The following is a 21,496-nucleotide window of genomic DNA, read 5'->3' on the forward strand; positions in this document are numbered from 1 at the left end:
CGGCCCGTCCGGGTCGCCTGTCGGGGTGGGGCCGGCTCACGTGCGCTACGCCGGGCCGGAGAACCGGGGCGTCACTGGCCCGGCGCCTGGTAGGTGACCGGCATTCTGGCTGCCGCGTCGATCTCCATCGGGGTCAGTAGCGGGACGACGCGGGCTTCCACCCCGCCCGCCGCCCGGACGGCGATGCCTAGCGCGGCGGCGGTCACATTGTCCGGCACTTCACCAACCACGTACAGGTCGTGCTCGCCCAACGCGAAGTACAGCGACTCCACCCGACCACCGGAGTTCTCGATCAGCGCCCGGACCACCTCGGCGCGAGCGGTGCCGCCCTCCTTGCCCAGCCCGGCGATCCCCTTGGCGGTGTAGGTCGCCCGGATCATGAACCTCGCCACGTTGGCACCTGCCTTCCTCACGCTCGCGCAGCCCACCGCGGGTACCCGCTTGCCGCCCGGCCACGCCTGCCGGGCTCGCCCGCTCCCGACGGTCGACCGGAGCGCCCAGTGATGTCCGGCACGCCGAGTGGCGACCCCATGATCGGCGTGATGGCCAACGCGCGCGGCGGCGGCACGCGCCTCCGCCCAACGTTCACTGCTGCCTGTTGCCGCAGGTCAGCGTGGGGTTCCCGCATTCTGCCCAGCCCGGACGTCCCTGGTCCTCGCCTGCCACCCGTCCCTGTGGCGTAGGGTCCCGTAGACCTCGTCGGGAAGGTGGGATCGATGCGCGCCGGGTTGGAGCTGCCGCCGGCCGTCGAAGCGGAGCGGGTCATCACGGCCGTGTTGGCCGACCTGCGATCCGGCGACCATCGTGGCGTGGTGGTCGACTCGCCGCCCGGAGCCGGCAAGTCGACCCTGGTGGTCCGCGCCGCCGTCGAACTGGCCGCCGCCGGCGAACCGCTGATCATCATCGCGCAGACCAACGAACAGGTCGACGACCTCATCGACCGTCTGGCGCGGAAGGCGCCCGAGCTGCGCATCGGCCGGCTCTCCGCCGCCGACTACAAGCCGTCGGAGCGGGTCCGGGGCCACGCTACGGTCCGCGTCGCGGCCAAGGTCGCCGACCTGGGTGGTCAGGGCGTCATCATCGGTACGGCCGCCAAGTGGGCGACGGTCACCGAGGGCTCCTGGCCGTGGGCGATCGTGGACGAGGCGTACCAGATGCGCTCGGACGCCCTGCTGCGCGTGGCTGGCCGGTTCGAGCGGGCGCTGTTCGTGGGTGACCCTGGTCAGCTGGACCCGTTCTCGACGGTCGAGACCGGGCGCTGGACGGGGCTGACCTGGGACCCGATGCAGTCGGCGGTGGCCGTGCTGCTGCGGCACAACCCGGAGTTGCCGGTGCACCGGCTGCCGGTTTCCTGGCGGCTGCCGGCGTCGGCGGCGCCGGTGGTGGCGGCGGCGTTCTACCCGTTCACCGGGTTCCGTGCCGGTACGTCGGCGTCTGACCGGGCGCTGTCGCTCAGCGATCCGGGACGCGGAGACGCGTTGGATCAGGTGGTGGACATCGCCGCGTCCAGTGGCTGGGCGCTGTATGAGCTGCCGGCTCGGCAGACCATCCGTACCGATGGCGAGGCGGCCGCGGCCTGCGCGGACCTGGCGCTGCGCGTGTTGCAGCGGGGAGCGGTCGCCGTCTCCGAGCACGCGCCAGCGGGCGCGCCGGTCACGGCGGACCGGATCGCCATCGGGGCCGCGCACCGCGACCAGGCCGCGGCCATACGCGCGCACCTGGGCACGGCGGGCGCCGGGATCACCGTCGACACCGCCAACCGGCTCCAGGGGCGGGAGTACGACGTGACGATCGTGCTGCATCCGCTGTCCGGGCGGCGGGACGCGACCGCGTTCCACCTGGAGTCGGGGCGGCTGTGCGTACTGACGTCGCGGCATCGCCACGCGTGCATCGTGGTGGCCCGGGCGGGGATCGGTGAGCTGCTCGACGCGCATCCGTCGACCGAGTCCGTGCACCTCGACGTACCGGTGAAGTTTCCGGACGGCTGGGAGGCGAACCAGACGATTCTGGCGATGCTCGCCGGCTCGGCCAGATCTGCGAGCTTGCTGCACCAAGCCAGATGATTGTCAACGCCGTGATGTAGCCGGGTTGCGAGATCGGTGCGTAACGGGGTCGGCCTACCTGCCAATGGGTCTTGTCAGAACCAGGTACGTCGGCGCGCCCTCCCACCGCGGCCTGAGCCGTGCAACGTCTCCCCATCCCCAGGAGGCGTAGGCACGCCGAGCAACGGTGTTGTCGGGACGGACGAGCAGCGTGGCCCGTTCCTCGGTACGGCTCTTTACCAGCTCGTCATGCAAGGCCCGCGCTATGCCGCGTCGCTGCCAGGCGCGGCATACCAGCAACTCGCTGATGGCGAAGGTGCGCCGGCCGTTCTCCTCCGTGAAGCCGGCCGCGACGGGCTCCTGGATGCCGTCCCACCAGCGAGTATCCGCTGCTAATGGGAATCCATAGATGTATCCCACCAATTCGCCGTCGACCATCGCTGTCACCAGTTCCCACCCGCGTCGTGGCATGTGCGCGGCGAGTTGCTGCCGGTACCGATCGGCGTTGTACAGCGGTCCGTCACCGGCGTGAGCATCGAGGTAGACGTCAACGAGTTGGCCGACTAGCGCTCGAGCTTCCTCGGCCGTATGGCGCCGCAGGCGCCAGTCTTCCTGCATCACGCAAACGTTCCGTCGTAGGCGTCCGCGAACTCGCGGACCTGCGGAAGCGAGGTGGGGGCGCCCTCAAGGCTGGACCGCACCCCAGCCAGCAGCGCGCTCACCCGTCCAGATCGCACTGGCCCTATGTCCGGCAACGCCTTCAGGCCAGCCTGGGCTGTACCCACGAAGTCGCCCTGCAGTCTTGCTGCTCGCGCGAGCTGGACGGTGTAGTAGACCTTGTTCCGCCGAAACCTCCCACCCGGCACAGCCGTAATGGATCGGAAGCAGGCGGCGGCGCGGCTGGCGCGGCCGAGGGCGAGATAGGAAAGCCCTTGAATGCCTGTCACTTCCTGATGCGTCACAAAGGAGATGAACGGAAGGTCGTCCTCGTGGTCGCCGCTGTCGAAGGACCGCCGTGCTCGGGTCATCTCGTGTTCGAAGCTGAGGCTGTCCTGAAGCGTGGCATGCGCGTATGCGGAACGTAGGTGCAGTAACGCCCTCAACCTGGGCGTTGCCCAGCCAGCAGATGCGCGCAGTGCCGCCTCTGCACAGTGCACCGCTTCACTCGGCCGGTCCTGCCGAAAGAGCAAGGACATGCAGGCCAATACTCGTACCTCGACGCGTGAGTCGTCGGCGATCCGCGCACGGGCGATGGCCTCATGGAGGTACGGACGAGCTTCTGTTCGGCGGTTCGCATCGATGGCGAGCCAGGCTGCCTGGATTGCCAGATCAGCCAGTGCACTCTGAAAAGCGTCGCCGACGGACCGACTGTAGGACGCTTTCGCAGCCCATGCCGACAACTGGTTGTGCACGTGGATCGCTAGATCGCACAGCGCATCGGCGCCCACATGCGCGTCTGCTCTGCGGAACTCCTCGACGAGCGTCGCGGCGTGGCGCACCTGCTCCATGCCGATGCTGCTGGGCACGGCGGACCGTGGCATGAGCAGGTCGATACAGCCGCTCGCCTCAAGACCAGCAAGGGCGGCGAGGGCATGGAATTGCCGGCGGCTCGTAGTGGCACCTTCTTCGGGAGCCCCTCGTGCTGGCTCGATCGTCCCGTCAACCGCCTGGGTGTGACTGCCTGGGAGAGCGAACCAGAGTGCTGACGGTGGGATGTGCAGGAGCTGCGCCCAGTGGACGAGCCGGTCGAGATGCACCATGGGCGGCCCGTTCTCCACACGACTGAGCTGTGCCTGTGTGATGCCCAGCCAGCCCGCTACGACGGCCTGCGGCAACGCCGCTCGCCCGTGGTACGGGTGGTGTCGGTACGCCCGGATCACCCGCCCGAGATGCCGTTCTGCCAGTGCACGCCGTATCGGCTCGTGCGCCCAGAACGACGTCGGAACCTCCGGCGGAGCGCTCAGCCGGTCGCGTTCGGCGGCCTGGCAGGGTGTGCAGCGTCCGCTGTCGTTGTCGCGGGCCAGGCGTCCTCCGCAGCGGGGGCAGTTCGCAGGTGTCACCGGCAACCTCGCCGTTCGCGGGTGGCTGTGTCCATTGCGCTCTGTCGAGCGTAACCATTCAAACCGCTTCGCGGGCTCGCGGTATACGCGCCACGTATATCGACGATTCTCGTGGCGTCATGTCAGAAGATGTCGGCCCGCTAGAGCCTGCATTCGAGGCAACCCACGCCGACGGAAGGAGCAGGATGCTCACCATCGACCGGGTCAGCACCGGCCGAGCGCTCGTCTCCAATGAGCTGTTCGCCCAGCTGACCGCCCGCATCGCCCATGACCACCCCGAGCTGGACTCTCGCCTGCCGGCCCGGATCATGGATCAGGCGCTCGCCTTCCTCGCCGCCTGCGCCACCGCCACCGATCCGCTCGGCCCGAGCGACCTGGTCGACATCGGCTGGCACACCTTCATCCTGCACACCCGCGAGTACGCCGGCTTCTGTCAGCGCATCGCCGGTCGGTTCATCCACCACCAGCCCGAGCCCACACCCGACGACCCGCCGTCCCGACCCGAGCCGATTGGCGCTCCAATCTCCCGGGCGACTGCCGCCATCACCGCCGCTGGCTTCGCGCTCGACCAGGAGCTGTGGAGCGGCCGGGCCGCCGACTGCAACTCGAAGTGCACCCAGTGCCACGCCGGTTGCACCGACAGCCCCACGCGATAGCGGGCCCGTCGGCGGTCCCGGGCATACACTGCCCGGGACCGCTCGCCGTCGGGGAGACCACCGCATGCCGCGTCGCCGCCACTGGCACGAGCTTCCCGACGAGGTACGCCGCCACGTCGAACACCACACCGGGGCTGTCCACGCGGCGTGCTCGGTACCGACCGGCGCCTCCTGCGCCCTGGCCGCTGTCCTCGACACCGACACTGGCCGCATTTTCTGCAAGGGCGGGGAGATCGACGGCCCAACCGCCTGGCTCTACCGGAACGAGGCTCGTGTCAATCCCTACCTGCCCGAGGCCGCCCCTCGCCTCCGATGGACCATGGAGGAACAGGGCTGGCTACTCCTCGGGTTCGAGTACGCAGCGGGGCGCCACCCCGATCTGAGCCCGGAATCACCCGACCTGCTCCCGGTGGTGCAACTGCTGAGCTCACTGAACCATCAGCTGACCCCGGCACCGCCCATTCCGATGCAGCGATTCGCCGACCGTTGGCGGGACCTCATCGCACCCGAGCTGGTCGCCGGCGAGACTCTCCTGCACACCGACATGACGCCGCGGAACTTCCTGCTCGGCGACCAGCTGCGGCTCGTCGACTGGTCCAGCCCGGCGTGCGGCGCCGCGTGGGTCGACACCGCCTTCATGCTGGTACGCCTCATCCGCGCCGGCCACGAACCGGCCGCCGCCGAGGCATGGGCCCGACAGGTCCCGGCGTGGGCGCGGGCGTCCGATGAGGCGCTGCAGGCCTTCGCCGACGGCCTGGTGCGGCTCTGGGAACGCAAGCAGCAGGCCGCGCCCGGTCCCCACCACGGGCCACTGCTCGATGCCGCGCGTCAGTGGCGGGCCCATCGGGAGCGCACCAACAGTCGGTAGAGCTGCCGCATACGAGCTGTGCATATCGGCTACCTCGCGCACGTCATACGGCCCGCCGCACTGATTTACAACCCTGCCATGGAGGCCCGGGGCGGGTGCTGGGCTCCGGCGGCGTCGACCCGAACGACGAGCGCCACCCCGCCCGCCCCGGTGCCCCACCAGAGCCAGGGAGAGACATGGACTCGATCGACGAGGTGCTCGGCGAGCTGCCGTTGCCGCCGTACGTCACCGCCGAGGACGTCGGCTTCGCCGTCAGGGCACTGACCGTGCACGCCGCCGAGCAGTGGCCCGACGGCCCGCGTTGCCGCAATGACCGCGCCCCGCACCCCTGCCGGCTGCACCGCTGGGGCCAACGGGTGCTCGACCAGCGCGGCCTCACCGACCGGCAGATCCAGACGCTGGTCGCCGAACAGGAGGCACCGCACCGATGATCTACCTGACCGGCGAGCGACTGCTGCCGCACCACGTCCGCGCCGCCGCCTTCGACACCCGCTGGCGCGGCCTCGACCCTGACCAGGTCCACGCCTACCTGGATCAACTCGCCGACGAACTCGACCAACTGCACCGCGACCTGGCCACCGCCAACACCGAGGCCGAGCGCATCCGTCAGGCGCTGCGGCAATGGCAGTCCCGCCACCACACCATGAGCAGGTGGCCAACGTGACCCCGCCCCGCTGGGTCATCCACCTGCCCACCACCCTGACCAGCCTCGATGCCGCCGTCGAGCTGGCCGTCGCGCTGCGCGACTCGCTCGGCCACGTCACCGCCGTCGACTTCGGCGAGACCACGCTCAGCCAGGAGGACCGGCAGTTCCTGCGTACCCGGATCTGGTGTGACGCCAGGCTCGACGGGCCCGGCCGCTGCCGGCGGCGCGACGCCCACGACGGACCCTGCGCAACCAACGAGGACGCCGTCGATTCGGAGCCGCCGCGCTGATCGTTGAACCAGTGCCCGATCTTCAGCGCAGGAGGACACGTGCCGGGTTATCCGCAGGCGAACGTTCCGGTCGACCATGTCGAGCCGGTGCCGCGCCGGATCCGCGCCTTCGCCGCGGGGCAGAAGGTGCTGGACACCACGCTGGCCCGGTACGTGTGGGAGTGGCCGCTCTACCCCCAGTACTACATCCCGACCGCCGACGTGGATCGCAGCCTGCTGGTCGACGAGCAGCGCACGGAGCAGTCGTCGCGCGGCACGGCGCGGCTGCGCGGGCTGCGGGTGGGCGAGACGATCCGCCGTTCGTGCGCGCGCTGGTACGGCGACGACGCGCCGCCGGTGCTCGCCGACACTATCCGGTTCGACTGGGCCGCGATGGACAGCTGGTTCGAGGAGGACGAGGAGGTCTTCGTCCACCCCCGCAACCCGTACGCCCGGGTGGACGCGCTGCGCTCCACCCGCCGCGTACGGGTGGAACTGGACGGGGTGGTGCTGGCCGAGTCGGCCTCGCCGGTGTTGGTCTTCGAGACCGGCCTGCCGACCCGCTACTACCTCAACCGCACCGACGTGGACTTCAGCCCCCTCGTGCCGTCGGCGACGACGACCGCCTGCCCGTACAAGGGTCGGACCAGCGACTACTGGTCCGTCCGCGTCGGCGGTACCGTCCACCCGGACCTGGCCTGGTCGTACACCTTCCCCACCGGCGCGCTCCTGCCGATCGCCGGCCTGGTCGCCTTCTACAACGAGAAGGTCGACCTGATCGTGGACGGCGAGCGGCTCAGCCGGCCGAAGACGCACTTCTCCTGACCCCCGCCTCGCCGTCGCGGTTCCGGCCACCCGCGCGGGAGCCGCAGCACTCAGTCGACTACTTGACGTAGTCAGCTTGGAGATAATGCCTGGTCGGGCGACTACCTAGCGTGAGCGCGTCATCGACGAAGCTCCGCGGTGGTCGGCCCGACACAGGGCACCGCCGCGGGGCGTGACAGACAGGAGAGTCCCATGTCCGCTCAGCGAGCCTCCCGCCGGTTCGGCCCCCGTGCCCTCAGCCTCACCGTCGGCCTCGCCGTCGCCACCGCGGTCCTCCCGGCCGCCCCGGCCTCCGCCGCGGTCCCCGGCCTGGTCCGGATCTCCGCGACCAGTGCCAGCAACTCCACCGACTTCCGCAGCGTCACCGCCACCTGTCCGGCCGGCAAGGTGCTCACCGGCGCGGGCTACGAGATCAACGGGGCGACCGGCGAAGCGGTCGTCGACGACTTCCGACCAAACGGCGGCGCGGCCACCGCGCCGACGGCCGTCACGGTCGGGGCGTACGAGGCGGAGGCGTTCGCCGGCAACTGGTCGGTGACCGCGTACGCCATCTGCGCCAACCCGGTCGCCGGCCTGGTGCGGGTGTCGGCGACCAGCGCCAGCAACTCCACCGACTTCCGCAGCGTCACCGCGACCTGCCCGGTCGGCAAGGTGCTCACCGGCACCGGCTACGAACTGACCGGCGTCACCGGCGAGGGAGTGGTGGACGACTTCCGGCCCAACGGCGGCACGGTCACCGCGCCGACGTCGGTCACCGTGGGGGCGTACGAGGCGGAGGCGTTCGCCGGCAACTGGTCCGCGACGGCGTACGCGATCTGCGCCAACCCGCTCGCCGGCCTGGTGCGCAACTCGGCGGTCGGCGCCAGCAACTCGACCGACTTCCACAGCGTCACCGCCACCTGCCCGGCCGGCAAGGTGCTCACCGGCGCCGGCTACGAGTTGAACGGCGTCACCGGCGAGGCGGTGGTGGACGACTTCCGCCCCGGCGGCGGCCCGGCCGCCGCGCCGGCCTCCGTCTTCTCCGGCGCGTACGAGGAGGACGCGTTCGCCGGCAACTGGACGAACACCGCGTACGCCATCTGCGCGACGGCGTAACCGCGCGGGTCCGTGGAGCCGCCCCGCCGGACGGGGCGGCTCCACCGGGTGCCGCCCTCTACAGTCGACAGAGCTGTCGACCGGAGGCGAGCGGGCGGGAATGCGGATCGGAATCAACACGTGGGCATGGGTGGCGCCGCTGACCGACGACGCGCTCGCCCGGCTGGCCCCACGGATCAGGTCGTGGGGCTTCGACGCCGTCGAACTCCCCATCCAGGCGCCGGGCGACTGGGATCCCGACCGGGCCGCGGACCTGCTCGGCGGGCTCGGCCTGGCTCCCGCCGTCTGCGCCGGCCTGCTGCCCGATCACGACCTGCTGGCCGAGGAAAGCGAGATCGTGCGCCGTACGGCCGATTTCGTGCGCTACTGCCTGCGGGCAGCGAGCCGGCTGGGGGCCGCCGTCGTGGCCGGCCCGCTCTACGCTCCGGCCGGCCGCACCTGGCTGCTCGATCCGGAGGCTCGCCGAGCCACCACCGCCCGCCTGGTGCGCCGGCTCCGCCCGCTCGCGGAAGAGGCCGCCGAGTCGGGCCTGACCATCGCGCTCGAACCGCTCAACCGGTTCGAGACCAGCCTGGTCAACACCGTCGAGCAGGCGTTGGAGGTGGTCGACGGGATGGCCGGCGCGGGTATCGCGCTGGACACCTTCCACATGAACATCGAGGAACGCGACCTGCCGGCCGCCATCCGGCTGGCCGGCGACCGACTCGTCCACTTCCAGGTGTGCGGCAACGACCGCGGCGTCCCCGGTGGCGACCACCTGGACTGGCCGGGAATCGCCGACGCCCTGGCGGCCGTCGGCTACTCCGGTCAGGTGAGCATCGAGTCGTTCACCGCGCCGGCCCTGGCGGTGCCGATGTCCGTGTGGCGGCCGCTCGCCACCAGCCCGGACGCCCTCGCCGTCGACGGGTTGGCCTTCCTCCGCGAGCGGCTGGCCGGGCACCGCGTCCCGCGCGCCCGGACCGCTGCCGGGAACTCCTGAGCCAGCCAGCAGACCCCGTTGCGGTGACCCGCACCGGCCCGGGCGCCGACGACGCTGAGCAGCGGCGACGCCGCTACGGCGTACGACCGGATCGAGCTGGGCCGGTCACCGGCCCGGGGGCCGGTATTCGAGCCGTTCCCGGGTCGCCTCGTCGATCTCGTCGGCGGTCAGGATCGGGGTGACCCGGGTGTCCACGCCGCCCGCCGCACGGATGTCGATGGCCAGCGCGGCGGCGGTCTTGTGGTCCGGCAGGTCGCACACCACATAGGTGTCGTCCGCGCCGAACCCGAAGTACATCGACTCCATGCGCCCGCCGACGCCTTCGATCATCTTCCGGACGACCTCGACACGTTTGGTGCCACCGTCGACGGTCAGCCCTTTGATCCCCTCGACCGTGTAGGTCGACCTCAGTAGGAACATCGCCACGCCGCCATCACCTCCCCGCGCATCGATCGCCCGGGGCTCAGCCCGTGCCCTGGCGCTGGACCCGGTCCGGGCCCTCGACCTTGGCGCGCCCCTGGTCGCGTTCGCTGCCGGCCGACCCGGTGGCGGTGCGCAGGTGCCGCGCCTTCGGGGAGTGCTCCACCGGTGAACCCTGGTGGCCCCGCGCGCCGCTGCCCGGATGCCGCCGCCCGCGCGCCGACTCGCCGCCCGGATCGTGCTTGTTCTCCTTGTGGCTACCCATGGGCGGCGCGTACCCGGTACGCCGCCCGCTACGCATCCGCCGGCGCGGCGCGCCGACGGCGAGCGACAGCTCCGACACGGACTGCCGCCGCCGCTCCGCACGGGGCCACGCGATCCGTCGTGTTTCACTACTGTCTGTGCCGTGACGGGGATCAGTGTGCGCCGTGCCGGTCGGCTGGGTCTGGTGCTGTTCGCCCTCGTGGCGTTCGGGATGTTCCTGCTGCCGTGGTTCCGTGGCGACCGTGGCGAGGTGGTCATCGGCCTCGACCTGACCTACGTCGGGCCCGAGGTGCCCGGCACGCCGAATCCGTTGACCCAGTACTTCCTCGAACTGGCGCCGCTGCCGGCGTACGTCGGGCTGCTGCTCGCGTTCACCGTGGCGGTGCGGCGGCGGTGGGCGCGGATCGTCGCGGTGGTAATCGTCGTCCTGGCCGCCGCGCTGACCGCGGCGTCGGCGGCCGCGCTGCTCGCCGGTGTGGCGGACCACTGGGAGCCGGCCGAGGTGCGCCGCTACCGGCTGTTCGCGCTGGTGACCGTCGCACTGGCGGTGCTGCTGCTGGCCGCCGCCGGCACGCTGGCGCTCGGGCTGCGCCAGGTCTACCACGGCTTCGTGGTGGCGCTGCTGCTCGCCTTCACGGCGTTCCACCTGGTCAACGTCGCGATCCTGGCCGGGCAGGCGGTGGGCGAGCGGATGACGCCGGCGGCGTGGCTGCCGGCACCGGCGTACCTGCTGGCGGCCGGCTGCGCGGTCCTCGCCGCGATCGGCGCCGCGCTGGCCGAGCGCTCGGAGCCGGCCGCCGCCCCCGCACCGCCCGGTCAGCCGGCGGTACGCGCGTAGCCGAGCCGCGGTGGCGCCGGTGCCGGTCGACCGGCTGCCGGTCAGCGGGGAGCGCGGGTCGGGGAGCGGCGGGATGTCCGACGGTTCGGCTACCGTCGGGGCGTCATGGAGCCGCGGTTCGGCGAGGTCGTCATCGGGCGGGAGCACCCCGCGGGTCTGTTGCGCGTCGAGGTCGACCGGGCGGCTGCCAGCCACGGCGGTCTGGTGCTGGTCGCCGGCGAGCCGGGCATCGGCAAGACGACCCTGGTCACCGCGACGGCGAAGGAGGCGCGCCAGCGCGGCGCGCTGGTGCTCGGCGCCGCCTGCTGGGATTCCGACAGCGCGCCCGGCTACTGGCCCTGGGTGCAGGTGCTGCGCGGACTGCGCCGCTCGCCCGACGACTGGGCGGCGGCCCGCGAGGCGGCCGAGCGGGGGCTGGCCCCGCTGCTCGGCGAGACGACCGACCGGGCGATCCGCGAGGCGATCGAGCGCGCCGGCGGCAGCGCGCTGGCCGAGGTGGCCGGCGACGGGCGCGGCGACCGGGACGAGTTCGACCTGCACGACGCGGTCACCACCGCGCTGGTCGCGGTCTCCCAGCGCCGGCCCGTGGTGGTCGTCCTCGACGACCTGCACTGGGCCGACCCGGCCTCGATGCGGCTGCTCCAGTTCGCCGCCCAGCACACCTGGTTCGAACGGCTGCTGCTGATCGGCACCTACCGCGACGCCGAGGTGGAGGCCGCCGACCATCCGCTGCGCCCGCTGCTGATGCCGCTGGTGGCGAAGGCCACCACTGTCACCCTCACCGGCCTGTCTCGCGACGAGGTCAGCGCGCTGATGACCCGCACCGCGGGCCGCGAGCCGGACGCCGCCCTGGTCGACGAGGTGCACCGGCGCACCGGCGGCAACCCGTTCTTCGTCGAGCAGACCGCCCGGCTCTGGCGCGCCGACGGCCAGGTGAGCACCATCGCCCCGGGCGTACGGGAGGCGGTGCGGCGGCGGCTGGCCCAACTGCCCGCCCCGGTGGTCGAGGTGCTCACCGTCGCCGCCGTGCTGGGCCGCGAGTTCCACCGGCAGGTGCTGGCCGCCAGCGGCGCCACCCCGGCCGCCCAGGTCGACCGGCTGCTCGACCGGGCGGTGACCGCCCGGCTGGTGCTGGCCCGGAGCGGGGGCCGGTTCGCCTTCGCCCACGACCTGGTCCGGGAGACCCTCTACGACGGCCTCGCCGACGACGACCGGCGGGCCCGGCACGCCGCCGTGGTCCGGGCGGTCGACGGGTCGGCGGCGCTCGCCGAGCGGCTGATCCCGGCCGACCTGGCCCGGCACGCCCACCTCGCCGGTGACCGGCTCGACCCGTTCCGGGCCGCCGAGTTGCTGGTTGCCGCGGCCCGGGACGCCGGCCGCCGGCTGGCCGTGGACGAGGCGCTCATCCACTTCCGCCGGGCGCTGGACGTCGCCACCGACCCGGCGCAGCGGGTGAAGACCATGATCGAGCTGGGGGAGTTGCAGCACCACGGCGGTGACGGCGTCGAGGCCCTGCGCCTCTTCGCCGAGGCCGCCGAGCTGGCCCTGGCGGTCGACGACCCGGTGGTGCTGGCCCGCGTCGCCCTCACCGTCCACCGCGCCTGCCTGGCCGGCACCAAGCGGGTGCCCGACCCGGAGGCGCTGCTGCGGGAGGCGTACCGGCGGCTGATCGGCGAGTCCGGGGACGGCCTCCCGGTCGGCACGCTGGTGACCGATCTGATCACCGCCACCGAGTCACGCGCCCGGCTCGGCCACGACGACGAGGCGCTCACCTTCAGCCTCTGGGCCCGGCACGACACCAGCTGGGGGCCGGGCACGGCCGCCGCCCGGGCGCCGATCACCGCCGAGATCCGCGAGGTGGCCCGCCGCACCGGCGACCGGGAGACCGAACTCTGGGCGACGTCGCTGCGCTGGGTCGCCCTGCTGGAACTCGGCGACCCGCGCTACCACACCGAACTCACCGCCTTCGTCACCGGAGCCCGCGAGGGCGACGCCCGGCACCGGTTCGCCGCCAACATCGACGGCGGCATCGTCGCCGCGTTCCGGGGCGACTTCGCCCGGGCCGGTGAACACTTCGCCGAGCTGGGCGACCTCAGCGAGTGGGAGCACGCCGACTTCGCGTTCATGGGCGAGCACATCCGCTGGTCGTGGCTGCTGTTGCAGGGGCGGTTCGACGAGGCCGACGCCCTGCTCGACGGGCTGGACCCGGGCGGCCACCCCTACCTGCGACTGGTGCGGGCCATCACCGCGGCCGAGCGCGGCGACCCGGCGACCGCGCTCCGGCTGACCGCCGCCATCGAGGAGGCCGGTACCACCTACCCCCGGGCGGTGTCGCCGCTGTGGCTGCGGCTGCGCGCGCAGGTCGCGGCCGCGACCTGCGACCCGCGCCGCTGCGCCGAGGCGCGCGAGGCGCTGGCGCCGCACCGTGGGCAGTGGCTGGCCGCCCTGTTCGGTTGCGACCTCAGCGGCCCGGTGGACCACTGGCTGGCCCTGCTCGACGCCGCGCAGCAGCGGTGGGACGACGCCGTCGCCGGGTTCGCCGCGGCCCGCGACGCCGCCGACCGGATGGGCGCCCGACCGTGGTCCGTGCTGGCCCGCGCCGCGCTGGCCGACGCGCTGGCCGGGCGCGACCGCCCCGGCGACGCGGCGGCCGCCCGCGAGCTGCGCGCCGCGGCCGCCCACGACGCCGCCGCGCTCGGCATGCACCAGGTGGCCGAGCCGATCGGCGCACCGGTCACGGGGGCGACCGGTGCCTCGCTCGCGCCGGCCGCGCCGTCGGCCCGCGCGTCGTCTCCGCCGGGCGGCCCGCTGTTCGGCGCGCCCTCCACCTCGCCCGGCGCCTCCACCCCGGCTCCGGGTCCAGATCCGGCCGGGTCCGCGGTCGGGCCGCCGGCGGTCGAGGCGTATGAGTTCCGCCGCGACGGCCCGGTCTGGCAGCTCGGCTACGCCGGCACCGTGGTGCACCTGCCCGACGCCAAGGGCCTGCACGACCTGCACCTGCTGCTGAGCCGGCCCGGCGTCGACGTGCCCGCGGTGGAACTGCTGGACCCGGCCGCCGGGCCGGAACTGGTCGCCGCCCGCCGGATGGGCGGCGACCCGGTCCTCGACGACGAGGCGAAGGCCCGCTACCGGCGGCACCTGGCCCGGCTCGACGACGAGATCGACCGGGCCGCCGAGCGGGGTGACGAGCCGAAGGTAGCCGCCCTCGACGCCGAGCGGTCGGCGCTGCTCGCCGAGTTGCGGGCCGCCGCCGGGCTGGCCGGGCGCAGCCGCCGCCTGGGCGACGAGGCCGAGCGGGCCCGCAAGACGGTGACCGCCCGGATCCGGGACGTGCTGCGCAAGCTCGACGACCGGCACCCGGCGCTCGCCGCCCACCTGCGCGACACCGTCTCCACCGGCGGCACCTGCCGCTACCTGCCACCCGAACCGGTGCCCTGGCGCCTCTGACCCAGCCGGCGGGATCCGCGGCTGCCCCGGCGGCAGGATCCGCGGCAGCCTGGGGCGGGCAGGAGGTGCGGCTGCCCGAGGGAGCCGGATCTCCGGCAGCCAGGCGCAGGACCGGGTCGCCGGCGTCCGCTCGATCGCCGATCCGGCGGACGGGTAAACCTCGCGGACCCGCGCGGTGTCTTGCTGACTGACGAGACCAGGAGGTCAGATGCGAGACGCGCGGGGCGCGGAGTTCGACGACTTCGTCCGTAGCCGGTCGGTGGCGCTGTTGCGGGTCGCTCACCTGCTGAGCGGCGACCGGCCTCTTTCCCGACGGGCAGGACAGGCCGCAACCGCCGCAGCTCACCCACACGTTGCCCGGCGCGGACCGGGCGTGGGGCCCCGACCCCGCCGGGCAGGCCGACACGGTGCACGAGGGGGACCCGCTCGCCGCGTACATCGACGCCGGCGGCACTCACCGAGGCGGGAGTTCGCCCGTGCTGACCGTGTACGGGGCCACCCCCGACGGCCGGCGGCTGCTGCTGCGGACCATCCAGTACGACGACGACAGCTCGGGTCATCGCCCTGCTCGCCCGCGGCGACGCACCCTTCCAAGCGGCGGCCAGCGGGTTCGCCGACTGGACCGCGCCGCTGCCGGTGCGGCTGCGGCTGCCCGACGGGCAGGGGATCCTCGTCGCCGCCGAGGGCGCGGCGCTGAGCTACCGGGTCGGCGCCGGGCGGTGGCAGGACGCCGGGCGGAACGCGGCGCTGCTCCGCGCCGGTGCCACCGAGGTACGCGTCACCGCCCCCGACGGCGAGACCGCCACCGTCCCGGTCGGTTCGTAGCCGTCCGCCGACGGGCCCCGCCACGGTGGTGGCGGGGCCCGTCGGCGACGCGCTGCTCAGCGGCGGTTGTACCGGTACATGGTCAGGGTGCCGAAGACGACCACGAACGCGGCGCTCCACACCAGCGTCCACATCGTGCTCGACGGGTCCGACGCCCCCGACATCACGGCGCGCACCGAGGCGACCAGCTGGGTGATCGGGTTGACCTTCACGAACGCCTGCAACCAGCCGGGCATGGTGGCCGGCTCGACGAAGACGTTGCTCAGGAAGGTCAGCGGGAACAGCACCATCATGCTGACCCCCATCACCGACTTCTCGCTGCGCAGGACCAGCCCGAAGAACGTCCACACCCAGGAGAACGCGAACGAGAAGACCACCAGCAGGCCGATGCCGCCCAGCACGCCGAGCAGCCCGCCGTCGGGGCGGAAGCCCAGCACCAGCCCGACGCCGAGGATCACCACGGCGGCCAGCACGTAGCGCAGCACATCACCGAAGATCATGCCGACCAGCGCGGCCGGCCGCCAGACCGGCAGCGTCCGGAACCGGTCGAAGACGCCCTTCTCGATGTCGGTGTTCAGTCCGATCCCGGTGTACATGGTGATCATCACGACGCTGGTCACCATGATGCCGGGCAGGAAGAACTGGAGGTAGTCCCGCGGGCTGTCGGCGAGCGCGCCGCCGAACAGGTAGGTGAACATCAGCACCATGATGATCGGGAACGCCGTCACGTCGAACAGCTGCTCCGGCACGTGCTTGATCTTCAGCATCGCCCGCCAGCCGAACGTCAGGGACGCCGACAGCGGGCTCGGTCGCGGTGGCCGCGCGCCGGGCGCGAGGACTGTCGACAGCGCCTCCGCCGACGGTACGTAGACCGTCGGGGCCGGCCCGGTCGTGGTGGTGGCGTTGCTGCTCATCGGGCTGCCTCCAGCTGCTCGTCCCGCTCGTCGGCCGGCACGGCGGGGTGGTCGGTCAGGGCCAGGAAGACCTCGTCCAGGCTCGGCTGGCCGAGGGAGAAGTTGTCCACCACGATGCCGGCGCGAGCCAGGTCGCCGAGGACCCGCGCGGCCTGCTCACTGGCGTCGAGGTCGCTGCCGTCGCCACCGACCCGGGCGGTCAGCGCCACCGGGTCCGGTTCGAGCTGCACCGGCACGTCGAGCGCCGTCCGCAGCAGCCGCTCGGCCTCGGGCCGCTGGTGCGCGTCGCGCAGTCGCAGGTGGACGGTGCCGGAACCGACCGACGCCTTCAGCTCGCCCGGGGTGCCCTCCGCGATCACCCGGCCGTGGTCGACCACCGCGATCCGGCCGGCCAGCTGGTCGGCCTCGTCGAGGTACTGCGTCGTCAGCAGCACGGTGGTGCCGTGCGCCACCACCGCCCGGACGATCTCCCACACCTGGTTGCGGCTGCGCGGGTCCAGCCCGGTGGTCGGCTCGTCGAGGAAGAGCAGATCCGGGGTGTTGAGGATGCTGGCGGCGATGTCGATGCGCCGCCGCATGCCGCCGGAGTACTTCTTCACCTGCCGGTCGGCCGCCTCGGTCAGCCCGAACGCGGCGAGCAGGCTCTCCGCCCGCTGCCGGGCGGCCGGCTTCCGGTGGCCGAGCAGCCGGCCGAGCAGGATCAGGTTCTCCAGCCCGGTCAGGTCCTCGTCCACCGAGGCGTACTGGCCGGTCAGGCTGACCCGGGCCCGGACCGCGTCGGCCTCGGCGATGACGTCGTGACCGAACACCCGCGCCCGCCCGCCGTCCGGGCGGAGCAGCGTCGCCAGCACCCGTACCGCGGTGGTCTTGCCGGCGCCGTTCGGGCCGAGCACCCCGTAGACGGTGCCGGCGGGCACTGTCAGGTCGAGCCCGTCCAGCGCCCGGGTGTCCCCGAACGACTTGGCCAGCCCTTCGGCCTCGATGGCCGGGCCGGTGCTGCGTCTACTCATGATCCCTACCTTCCTTCGCGAACTCTTCAGGAGACGTACGGGCGCGCGGCGCGGCCGTCGCGCAGTGCCAGGCCCCACCAGCAGAGCTGGTCGAGCAGGACCCGGGCGGTGCGGCGCAGCTCGTCGGTGGCCAGCGGCGGCGGCTCGCCGCAGAGCAGGTCGACGCCGACGACGTCGCGCACCGTGACCGCGTGCAGGGCGGTGAAGACCGTCCGGAGCTGGTCGACCGCGTGCAGGCCGACGGAACCACAGCCGTACGACACGAAACCGACCGGCTTGGCCTGCCACTCGTCGTACGCGTAGTCGATCGCCTGTTTCAACGAGGCCGGGAAGCTGTGGTTGTACTCCGGGGTGACCACGACGAACGCCTCCGCCCGGCCGACCTGCTCGGCGAACGCCCGCATCGCCGGGGTCGGCTCGGCCGGGTAGCCGGCGGGAAAGTCGAAGTCGGCGAGGTCGACCACGGTGACCGCCAGCCCGTCGTGCCGGTCCGCCTGGTCGACGAACCAGCGGGCGATCCGGTCGCCCGCCCGCCCCTCGCGGGTGCTGCCGATGATCACGGCGAGTCGCAGTGGGCTCATGGTTCCTCCTCCCGGCCGCTCCGGTCCCACCCGTCAGGCGCGAGAGGGCGACCGACGCCCGCTAGATCCGATCTAGCGGCCCGCGCGGCCGCCGCGTTCCGGCGCCGCGGTGTCGGTGGTGGCTGTTTGAATGCTCCCCGAAGGAACGGGGGGACACCATGACCGATGTCCGCATCGAGCCGTGGCGCGAGGACGACCTCGACCTGCTGCGGCGGCTCAACGCGCCGGAGGTCCGGGCGCACACCGGCGGCCCGGAGACCGACGAGCAGGTCCTCGCCCGGCACGAGCGCTACGTGCGCTTCGGCGACACCGGCAAGGGCTGCATGTACACGGTGGGGCTGCCCGACGGCGCCAAGGTGGGCAGCGTCGGCTACTGGGAACGCGAATGGCACGGCCAGCAGGTCTACGAGCTGGGCTGGGCGATCCTGCCCGGGCACCAGGGGCGCGGGCTGGCGACCGCGGCGGTACGCGCGGCGGTGGCGGTGGCCCGCGACCGCCGCACCCACCGCTGGGCGCACGCCTATCCGTCGGTCGACAACGCCCCGTCGAACGCGGTCTGCCGCAAGGCCGGCTTCACCCTGCTCGGCGAGACCGAGTTCGAGTACCCGCCCGGGCACCTGATGCGCTCCAACGACTGGCGGCTCGACCTGGCCGCCTGACCCGCGCCAGCGCCCGTCGGGCGGGGAGAGCGCGCGCGGACCGGTCCAGGCCCCCGCGCCGGAAGGCATCGCCTCAGGCCGCCGCCCGGCCCGACGGGTCGGGGCGGGCGGCCACCAGGTGGGCGGTGGCCGCCTCGACCAGCGCCTCCGGGTCGTCGGCGTGGAAGCGCAGTTCGGTGACCCGCTCGCCGCGCGCCTTGCGGGTCGGCACCGTGATCGGCTCGCGCAGCAGCAGGTCGACGCTGGTCTGGTTGGCCATCCCGAGGCTCACCGTGACGTCGTCGCCGCTGCGCTCCACCTGGACGCTGCCCTCCGGTGGCAGCGAGCGCCGGTTGACCCGTAGCCGCTCGATGGCCGACCAGGGCACTGTCAGGTCGAGGGTGATCCCGTTGCGGATCCGGATGCCCGCCGCGCCGACCACGTGCGGGTGCACCTTGAGGCTGGCCAGCAGGCCGAACATCCAGAACAGGCCGTAGATGCCGAGGCCGAGCACGATGTTGCTGACGAGTTCCCAGGGCAGGATCATCTCGAAGATGGGGATCTCCACCGCGGAGAGGATGATGAAGATCCACATCAGCGTCATCACCGCGCCGCTGTAGCCGAACGTCCGGTCGCCGGGACGCAGCCGCTCCGGCCGCCGGAAGATCCACCGGTAGAGGCTGCGCCACATGCCGATCTCGTAGCGGACGGCGAAGCGCAGCAGCTTCCACGTCGTGGCGATCACTGGTCCTCCTCGCGGATCTCGGGGGAGAGGCCCTGCTCGCGCAGCCGCCCGAGGACGTCGTCCAGCCCGGCGACGAAGCAGTCCAGCCGCTCGGCGGGCATCCCGCCGAAGAGCAGGTCGGCGAAGCCCCGCTGGTCACGCTCCATCGCCTCGATGGTGCGGGCGCCGTGCTCGGTGAAGGTGACCAGGAACGCGCGCCGGTCGGTGGGATGCGGCTCGCGGGTGACGAAGCCGGTGCTGACCAGGCCGTCGACCAACCCGGTGACGGTACGGGGGCTGACCCCGAGCGCGTCGGCCAGGTCGCGCTGGGTGACCGGGCCGCTGCGGCGCAACTGCCACAGCAGGGTGGCCCGGGAGGTGGTCAACCCCTCCCGGGCCAGCCCCCGGCTCATGTCGTCGCTGAGCACCACGACCAGTTCGAGCACCCGGTCCAGCGCGGTGATCAACCGGCCCCCGTCCGACACCGTTACCTGCCTTCATAGTGAGTATGCCTCACTATGATGCCACATCACCAAACGGGCTGGCACTCGGGGGCGGCTACCGGGCCGCGTCCAGGCGGGCCCGCTGCTCGGCGCTCAGCGCCAGGTCCACCGCGGCCAGCGACTCGTCCAGCTGGGCCACCGAGGACGCCCCGACCAGCGGGATCGCCGGCACCTCGGCGTCGATCAGCCAGGCCAGCACCACCTGGTTCACCGTCGCACCGGTCTCCTTCGCCACCGCCTCCAGCGCCGCCAGCCGGTCGGGAACGCTCGGCAGGTCGTACCCGGCGCCGAGTGGCTTGTCCGGGCGGGTGTAGGCGCCCCGCACCAGCGGCGAGTACGCCACCAGGGCCAGCCCCGGCTCGGCCCGCAGGTAGGAGAGCAGGTCCGGACCGACCGCGCCCACGTCGCCGTCCCGGTCCAGCTCGCTCGGCAGATCGGCGCGCCGCTGCAGGTAGGTGTGGTGGTACTGGAGCACCTCGTAGCCGGGCAGCCCCGCGGCGGCGGCCAGGTTACGGGCCCGCTCCACCCGCCACGCCCGGTGGTTGCTCACCCCGAGCAGGCCGACCGTGCCCTCGGCGACCAGCTCGGCGAAGGCCGCCACGGTCTCGCGCAGCGGCACCCGGTGGTCCTCGATGTGCGCGTACAGCAGGTCCAGCTTCGCCATGCCGAGCCGCTCCCGGCTGCGCTCCGCGGCCTCCCGGATCACCGCGGCCGACAGCCCCTCCGGGTTGTCGACGTAGCTGGTGCCGGGGGCGAGTGGCCGGGCACCGAGCTTGGTGGCGACGACGATCTCGTCGCCGACCCCGCGGCTGCGCCGCCACCTGCCGAGCAGCTCCTCGCTCTCCCCGCCCTGCCCGCCGTTCATCCAGAAGGCGTAGTTGTTCGAGGTGTCGATGAAGGTGCCGCCGGCCTCGACGTACCGGTCCAGGATGGCGAACGACGTCGCCTCGTCGGTGGCGGTGCCGAACAGCATGGCGCCGAGGCTCAGCACGCTCACCTCGCGGCGGGTGTTCGGGTCGGTGCCGATGGTGCGGTACCTCACGGGTGTCCCCTCTCACGCGGCCCGTCCTCCGGGCGCTCGGGGACGAGCCTGGCTGCTGGAGCGCACTCGAAGTCAACCCCTCACCAGGGCAGGACGCCGTACCCGCCGCCGCCGTCGGCGAGGTGCCCCCAGAGCTGGCCGGACGGGCCGTCCGCCGGCAGCGTCGCCAGGTGCACGCTCACCTCCGCGCCCTGCTCGGCGCTGCGGAAGCCGGTGTGCCCGTTGAAGTCGGTGGCGCAGTAGCCGGGGTTGGCCGCGTTCACCTTGACCGGGGTGTCCCGCAGCTCCTTGGCGTACATCGCGGTGACCATGTTCAGCGCCGCCTTCGACGACGGGTACGGCACCGAGGTCAACCGCCAGATGAAGCTCTCCGGGTCGGTGATGGTGCCGATCGAGCCGACCTCGCTGGAGACGTTGACGATCCGCGCCGCGGGAGCCCGCAGCAGCAGCGGCAGCAGCGCGTTGGTGACCGCCACCACGCCGAAGACGTTCGTCTCGTACACCCGGCGCAGCGTCGCCAGGGTGGTCTCGCTGGGCAGCGCCCGCTCGCCGTCGCCGAGCACGATGCCGGCGTTGTTGACCAGCACGTCGAGCTTGCCGTACTCCTCGGCCACCAGCTTCGCGGCGGTCGCCACGGACTCCTCGTCGGTCACGTCCAGCGAGAGGAAGCGGGCCTGCGCGCCGCCGTCGCGCAGCCGCCGCTCCGCGGCCCGGCCCCGCTCTGCGTCCCGCGCGCCCACCAGCACTGTCATCCCGCGCGCACCGAGCTGCCGGGCGGTCTCGAAGCCGATTCCCTTGTTGGCCCCGGTGACCAGGGCGATCATGTTCGTCATGTCCTCGACGGTGCCGG

At 72.9% G+C, this 21,496-nt stretch carries 25 protein-coding genes; 13 read left to right on the top strand and 12 right to left on the bottom strand.

The window, feature by feature from the left end; genetic code table 11:
• Window positions 1-71: 71 nt before the first annotated feature.
• A complete protein-coding gene (locus SM577_RS16150) occupies window positions 72-380 on the bottom strand; it encodes a GYD domain-containing protein (RefSeq protein ID WP_474582190.1) in 309 nt (102 codons plus the stop codon).
• Between the two features lie 336 nt (window positions 381-716).
• On the opposite strand from SM577_RS16150, the gene SM577_RS16155 reads away from it, so the two are divergent.
• Window positions 717-2,063, top strand: coding sequence for an AAA family ATPase (locus tag SM577_RS16155; protein ID WP_474587231.1), 1,347 nt, complete (start codon window positions 717-719; stop codon window positions 2,061-2,063).
• Between the two features lie 54 nt (window positions 2,064-2,117).
• Here SM577_RS16155 and SM577_RS16160 read toward each other — a convergent pair whose 3' ends face one another.
• Window positions 2,118-2,660, bottom strand: coding sequence for a GNAT family N-acetyltransferase (locus tag SM577_RS16160; protein ID WP_302918019.1), 543 nt, complete (start codon window positions 2,658-2,660; stop codon window positions 2,118-2,120).
• Window positions 2,660-3,802, bottom strand: a complete 1,143-nt coding sequence (locus SM577_RS16165) for a hypothetical protein (protein ID WP_474587232.1) — start codon at window positions 3,800-3,802, stop codon at window positions 2,660-2,662. Before SM577_RS16165 ends, SM577_RS16160 begins: the two co-directional genes overlap by 1 nt.
• Window positions 3,803-4,287: 485 nt before the next feature.
• Between SM577_RS16165 and SM577_RS16170 the strand changes: the two genes are divergently transcribed.
• From SM577_RS16170 to SM577_RS16205, 8 genes are all read left to right on the top strand, one after another.
• A complete protein-coding gene (locus SM577_RS16170; RefSeq protein ID WP_474587233.1) occupies window positions 4,288-4,758 on the top strand; it encodes a glycine-rich domain-containing protein in 471 nt (156 codons plus the stop codon).
• A gap of 64 nt (window positions 4,759-4,822) precedes the next feature.
• Window positions 4,823-5,626: a hypothetical protein gene (locus tag SM577_RS16175; RefSeq protein ID WP_474587234.1), complete on the top strand. Its 804-nt coding sequence runs from the start codon at window positions 4,823-4,825 to the stop codon at window positions 5,624-5,626.
• A 176-nt stretch (window positions 5,627-5,802) separates the two neighbouring features.
• The gene (locus SM577_RS16180; RefSeq protein WP_474587235.1) at window positions 5,803-6,057 is read left to right on the top strand and encodes a hypothetical protein; all 255 of its coding nucleotides are present in this window, start codon (window positions 5,803-5,805) and stop codon (window positions 6,055-6,057) included.
• Window positions 6,054-6,290, top strand: a complete 237-nt coding sequence (locus tag SM577_RS16185) for a DivIVA domain-containing protein (protein ID WP_474587236.1) — start codon at window positions 6,054-6,056, stop codon at window positions 6,288-6,290. Before SM577_RS16180 ends, SM577_RS16185 begins: the two co-directional genes overlap by 4 nt.
• Window positions 6,278-6,562, top strand: coding sequence for a hypothetical protein (locus SM577_RS16190; RefSeq protein WP_474587237.1), 285 nt, complete (start codon window positions 6,278-6,280; stop codon window positions 6,560-6,562). The genes SM577_RS16185 and SM577_RS16190 overlap by 13 nt, the downstream gene beginning before the upstream one ends.
• A gap of 39 nt (window positions 6,563-6,601) precedes the next feature.
• Window positions 6,602-7,366 (top strand): DUF427 domain-containing protein, encoded by a 765-nt coding sequence (locus SM577_RS16195; protein ID WP_474587238.1) that lies wholly within the window; start codon window positions 6,602-6,604, stop codon window positions 7,364-7,366.
• Window positions 7,367-7,558: 192 nt separating this feature from the next.
• Window positions 7,559-8,461 (top strand): hypothetical protein, encoded by a 903-nt coding sequence (locus SM577_RS16200; protein WP_302918011.1) that lies wholly within the window; start codon window positions 7,559-7,561, stop codon window positions 8,459-8,461.
• A 100-nt stretch (window positions 8,462-8,561) separates the two neighbouring features.
• Window positions 8,562-9,440: a sugar phosphate isomerase/epimerase family protein gene (locus SM577_RS16205; RefSeq protein ID WP_474587239.1), complete on the top strand. Its 879-nt coding sequence runs from the start codon at window positions 8,562-8,564 to the stop codon at window positions 9,438-9,440.
• A 105-nt stretch (window positions 9,441-9,545) separates the two neighbouring features.
• Here the strand turns inward: SM577_RS16205 and SM577_RS16210 are convergent, their stop codons facing one another.
• Both SM577_RS16210 and SM577_RS16215 read right to left on the bottom strand, forming a co-directional pair.
• Window positions 9,546-9,860 carry a GYD domain-containing protein gene (locus SM577_RS16210; protein ID WP_474587257.1) on the bottom strand — a complete coding sequence of 105 codons (315 nt, stop codon included), beginning with the start codon at window positions 9,858-9,860 and terminating at the stop codon, window positions 9,546-9,548.
• Between the two features lie 43 nt (window positions 9,861-9,903).
• Window positions 9,904-10,125, bottom strand: coding sequence for a hypothetical protein (locus SM577_RS16215; protein ID WP_302918005.1), 222 nt, complete (start codon window positions 10,123-10,125; stop codon window positions 9,904-9,906).
• A 141-nt stretch (window positions 10,126-10,266) separates the two neighbouring features.
• Here SM577_RS16215 and SM577_RS16220 point away from each other — a divergent pair, with 141 nt between their 5' ends.
• The 3 genes from SM577_RS16220 to SM577_RS16230 all read left to right on the top strand — a co-directional run bounded on the left by SM577_RS16220 (window position 10,267) and on the right by SM577_RS16230 (window position 15,234).
• On the top strand, window positions 10,267-10,962 hold the full coding sequence (locus SM577_RS16220; protein WP_474587240.1) for a hypothetical protein: 696 nt from the start codon (window positions 10,267-10,269) through the stop codon (window positions 10,960-10,962).
• A 105-nt stretch (window positions 10,963-11,067) separates the two neighbouring features.
• Complete coding sequence (locus tag SM577_RS16225; RefSeq protein WP_474587241.1) at window positions 11,068-14,409, top strand: ATP-binding protein; 3,342 nt, start codon at window positions 11,068-11,070, stop codon at window positions 14,407-14,409.
• 636 nt (window positions 14,410-15,045) lie between these two features.
• Window positions 15,046-15,234, top strand: coding sequence for a hypothetical protein (locus SM577_RS16230; RefSeq protein WP_474582124.1), 189 nt, complete (start codon window positions 15,046-15,048; stop codon window positions 15,232-15,234).
• A 56-nt stretch (window positions 15,235-15,290) separates the two neighbouring features.
• Here the strand turns inward: SM577_RS16230 and SM577_RS16235 are convergent, their stop codons facing one another.
• From SM577_RS16235 to SM577_RS16245, 3 genes are read right to left on the bottom strand one after another with little or no spacing between them, the layout of a single operon-like run.
• Window positions 15,291-16,148 (bottom strand): ABC transporter permease, encoded by an 858-nt coding sequence (locus SM577_RS16235; protein WP_302918001.1) that lies wholly within the window; start codon window positions 16,146-16,148, stop codon window positions 15,291-15,293.
• Window positions 16,145-17,158, bottom strand: coding sequence for an ATP-binding cassette domain-containing protein (locus tag SM577_RS16240; RefSeq protein WP_302918000.1), 1,014 nt, complete (start codon window positions 17,156-17,158; stop codon window positions 16,145-16,147). Before SM577_RS16240 ends, SM577_RS16235 begins: the two co-directional genes overlap by 4 nt.
• 26 nt (window positions 17,159-17,184) lie before the next feature.
• Window positions 17,185-17,739, bottom strand: coding sequence for an NADPH-dependent FMN reductase (locus SM577_RS16245; RefSeq protein WP_474582123.1), 555 nt, complete (start codon window positions 17,737-17,739; stop codon window positions 17,185-17,187).
• Window positions 17,740-17,897: 158 nt separating this feature from the next.
• Between SM577_RS16245 and SM577_RS16250 the strand changes: the two genes are divergently transcribed.
• A complete protein-coding gene (locus tag SM577_RS16250) occupies window positions 17,898-18,398 on the top strand; it encodes a GNAT family N-acetyltransferase (protein WP_474582122.1) in 501 nt (166 codons plus the stop codon).
• 73 nt (window positions 18,399-18,471) lie between these two features.
• On the opposite strand, the gene SM577_RS16255 is transcribed toward SM577_RS16250, so the two are convergent.
• From SM577_RS16255 to SM577_RS16270, 4 genes are all read right to left on the bottom strand, one after another.
• Window positions 18,472-19,122 carry a PH domain-containing protein gene (locus SM577_RS16255; protein WP_474587242.1) on the bottom strand — a complete coding sequence of 217 codons (651 nt, stop codon included), beginning with the start codon at window positions 19,120-19,122 and terminating at the stop codon, window positions 18,472-18,474.
• On the bottom strand, window positions 19,119-19,586 hold the full coding sequence (locus SM577_RS16260; protein ID WP_302917996.1) for a MarR family winged helix-turn-helix transcriptional regulator: 468 nt from the start codon (window positions 19,584-19,586) through the stop codon (window positions 19,119-19,121). Before SM577_RS16260 ends, SM577_RS16255 begins: the two co-directional genes overlap by 4 nt.
• A gap of 73 nt (window positions 19,587-19,659) precedes the next feature.
• Window positions 19,660-20,646 (bottom strand): aldo/keto reductase, encoded by a 987-nt coding sequence (locus SM577_RS16265; protein WP_474582119.1) that lies wholly within the window; start codon window positions 20,644-20,646, stop codon window positions 19,660-19,662.
• Between the two features lie 80 nt (window positions 20,647-20,726).
• Window positions 20,727-21,479 (bottom strand): SDR family oxidoreductase, encoded by a 753-nt coding sequence (locus SM577_RS16270; RefSeq protein WP_302917994.1) that lies wholly within the window; start codon window positions 21,477-21,479, stop codon window positions 20,727-20,729.
• Window positions 21,480-21,496: the final 17 nt, after the last annotated feature.

It is taken from the genome of Micromonospora desertarenae (genome assembly GCF_056150265.1).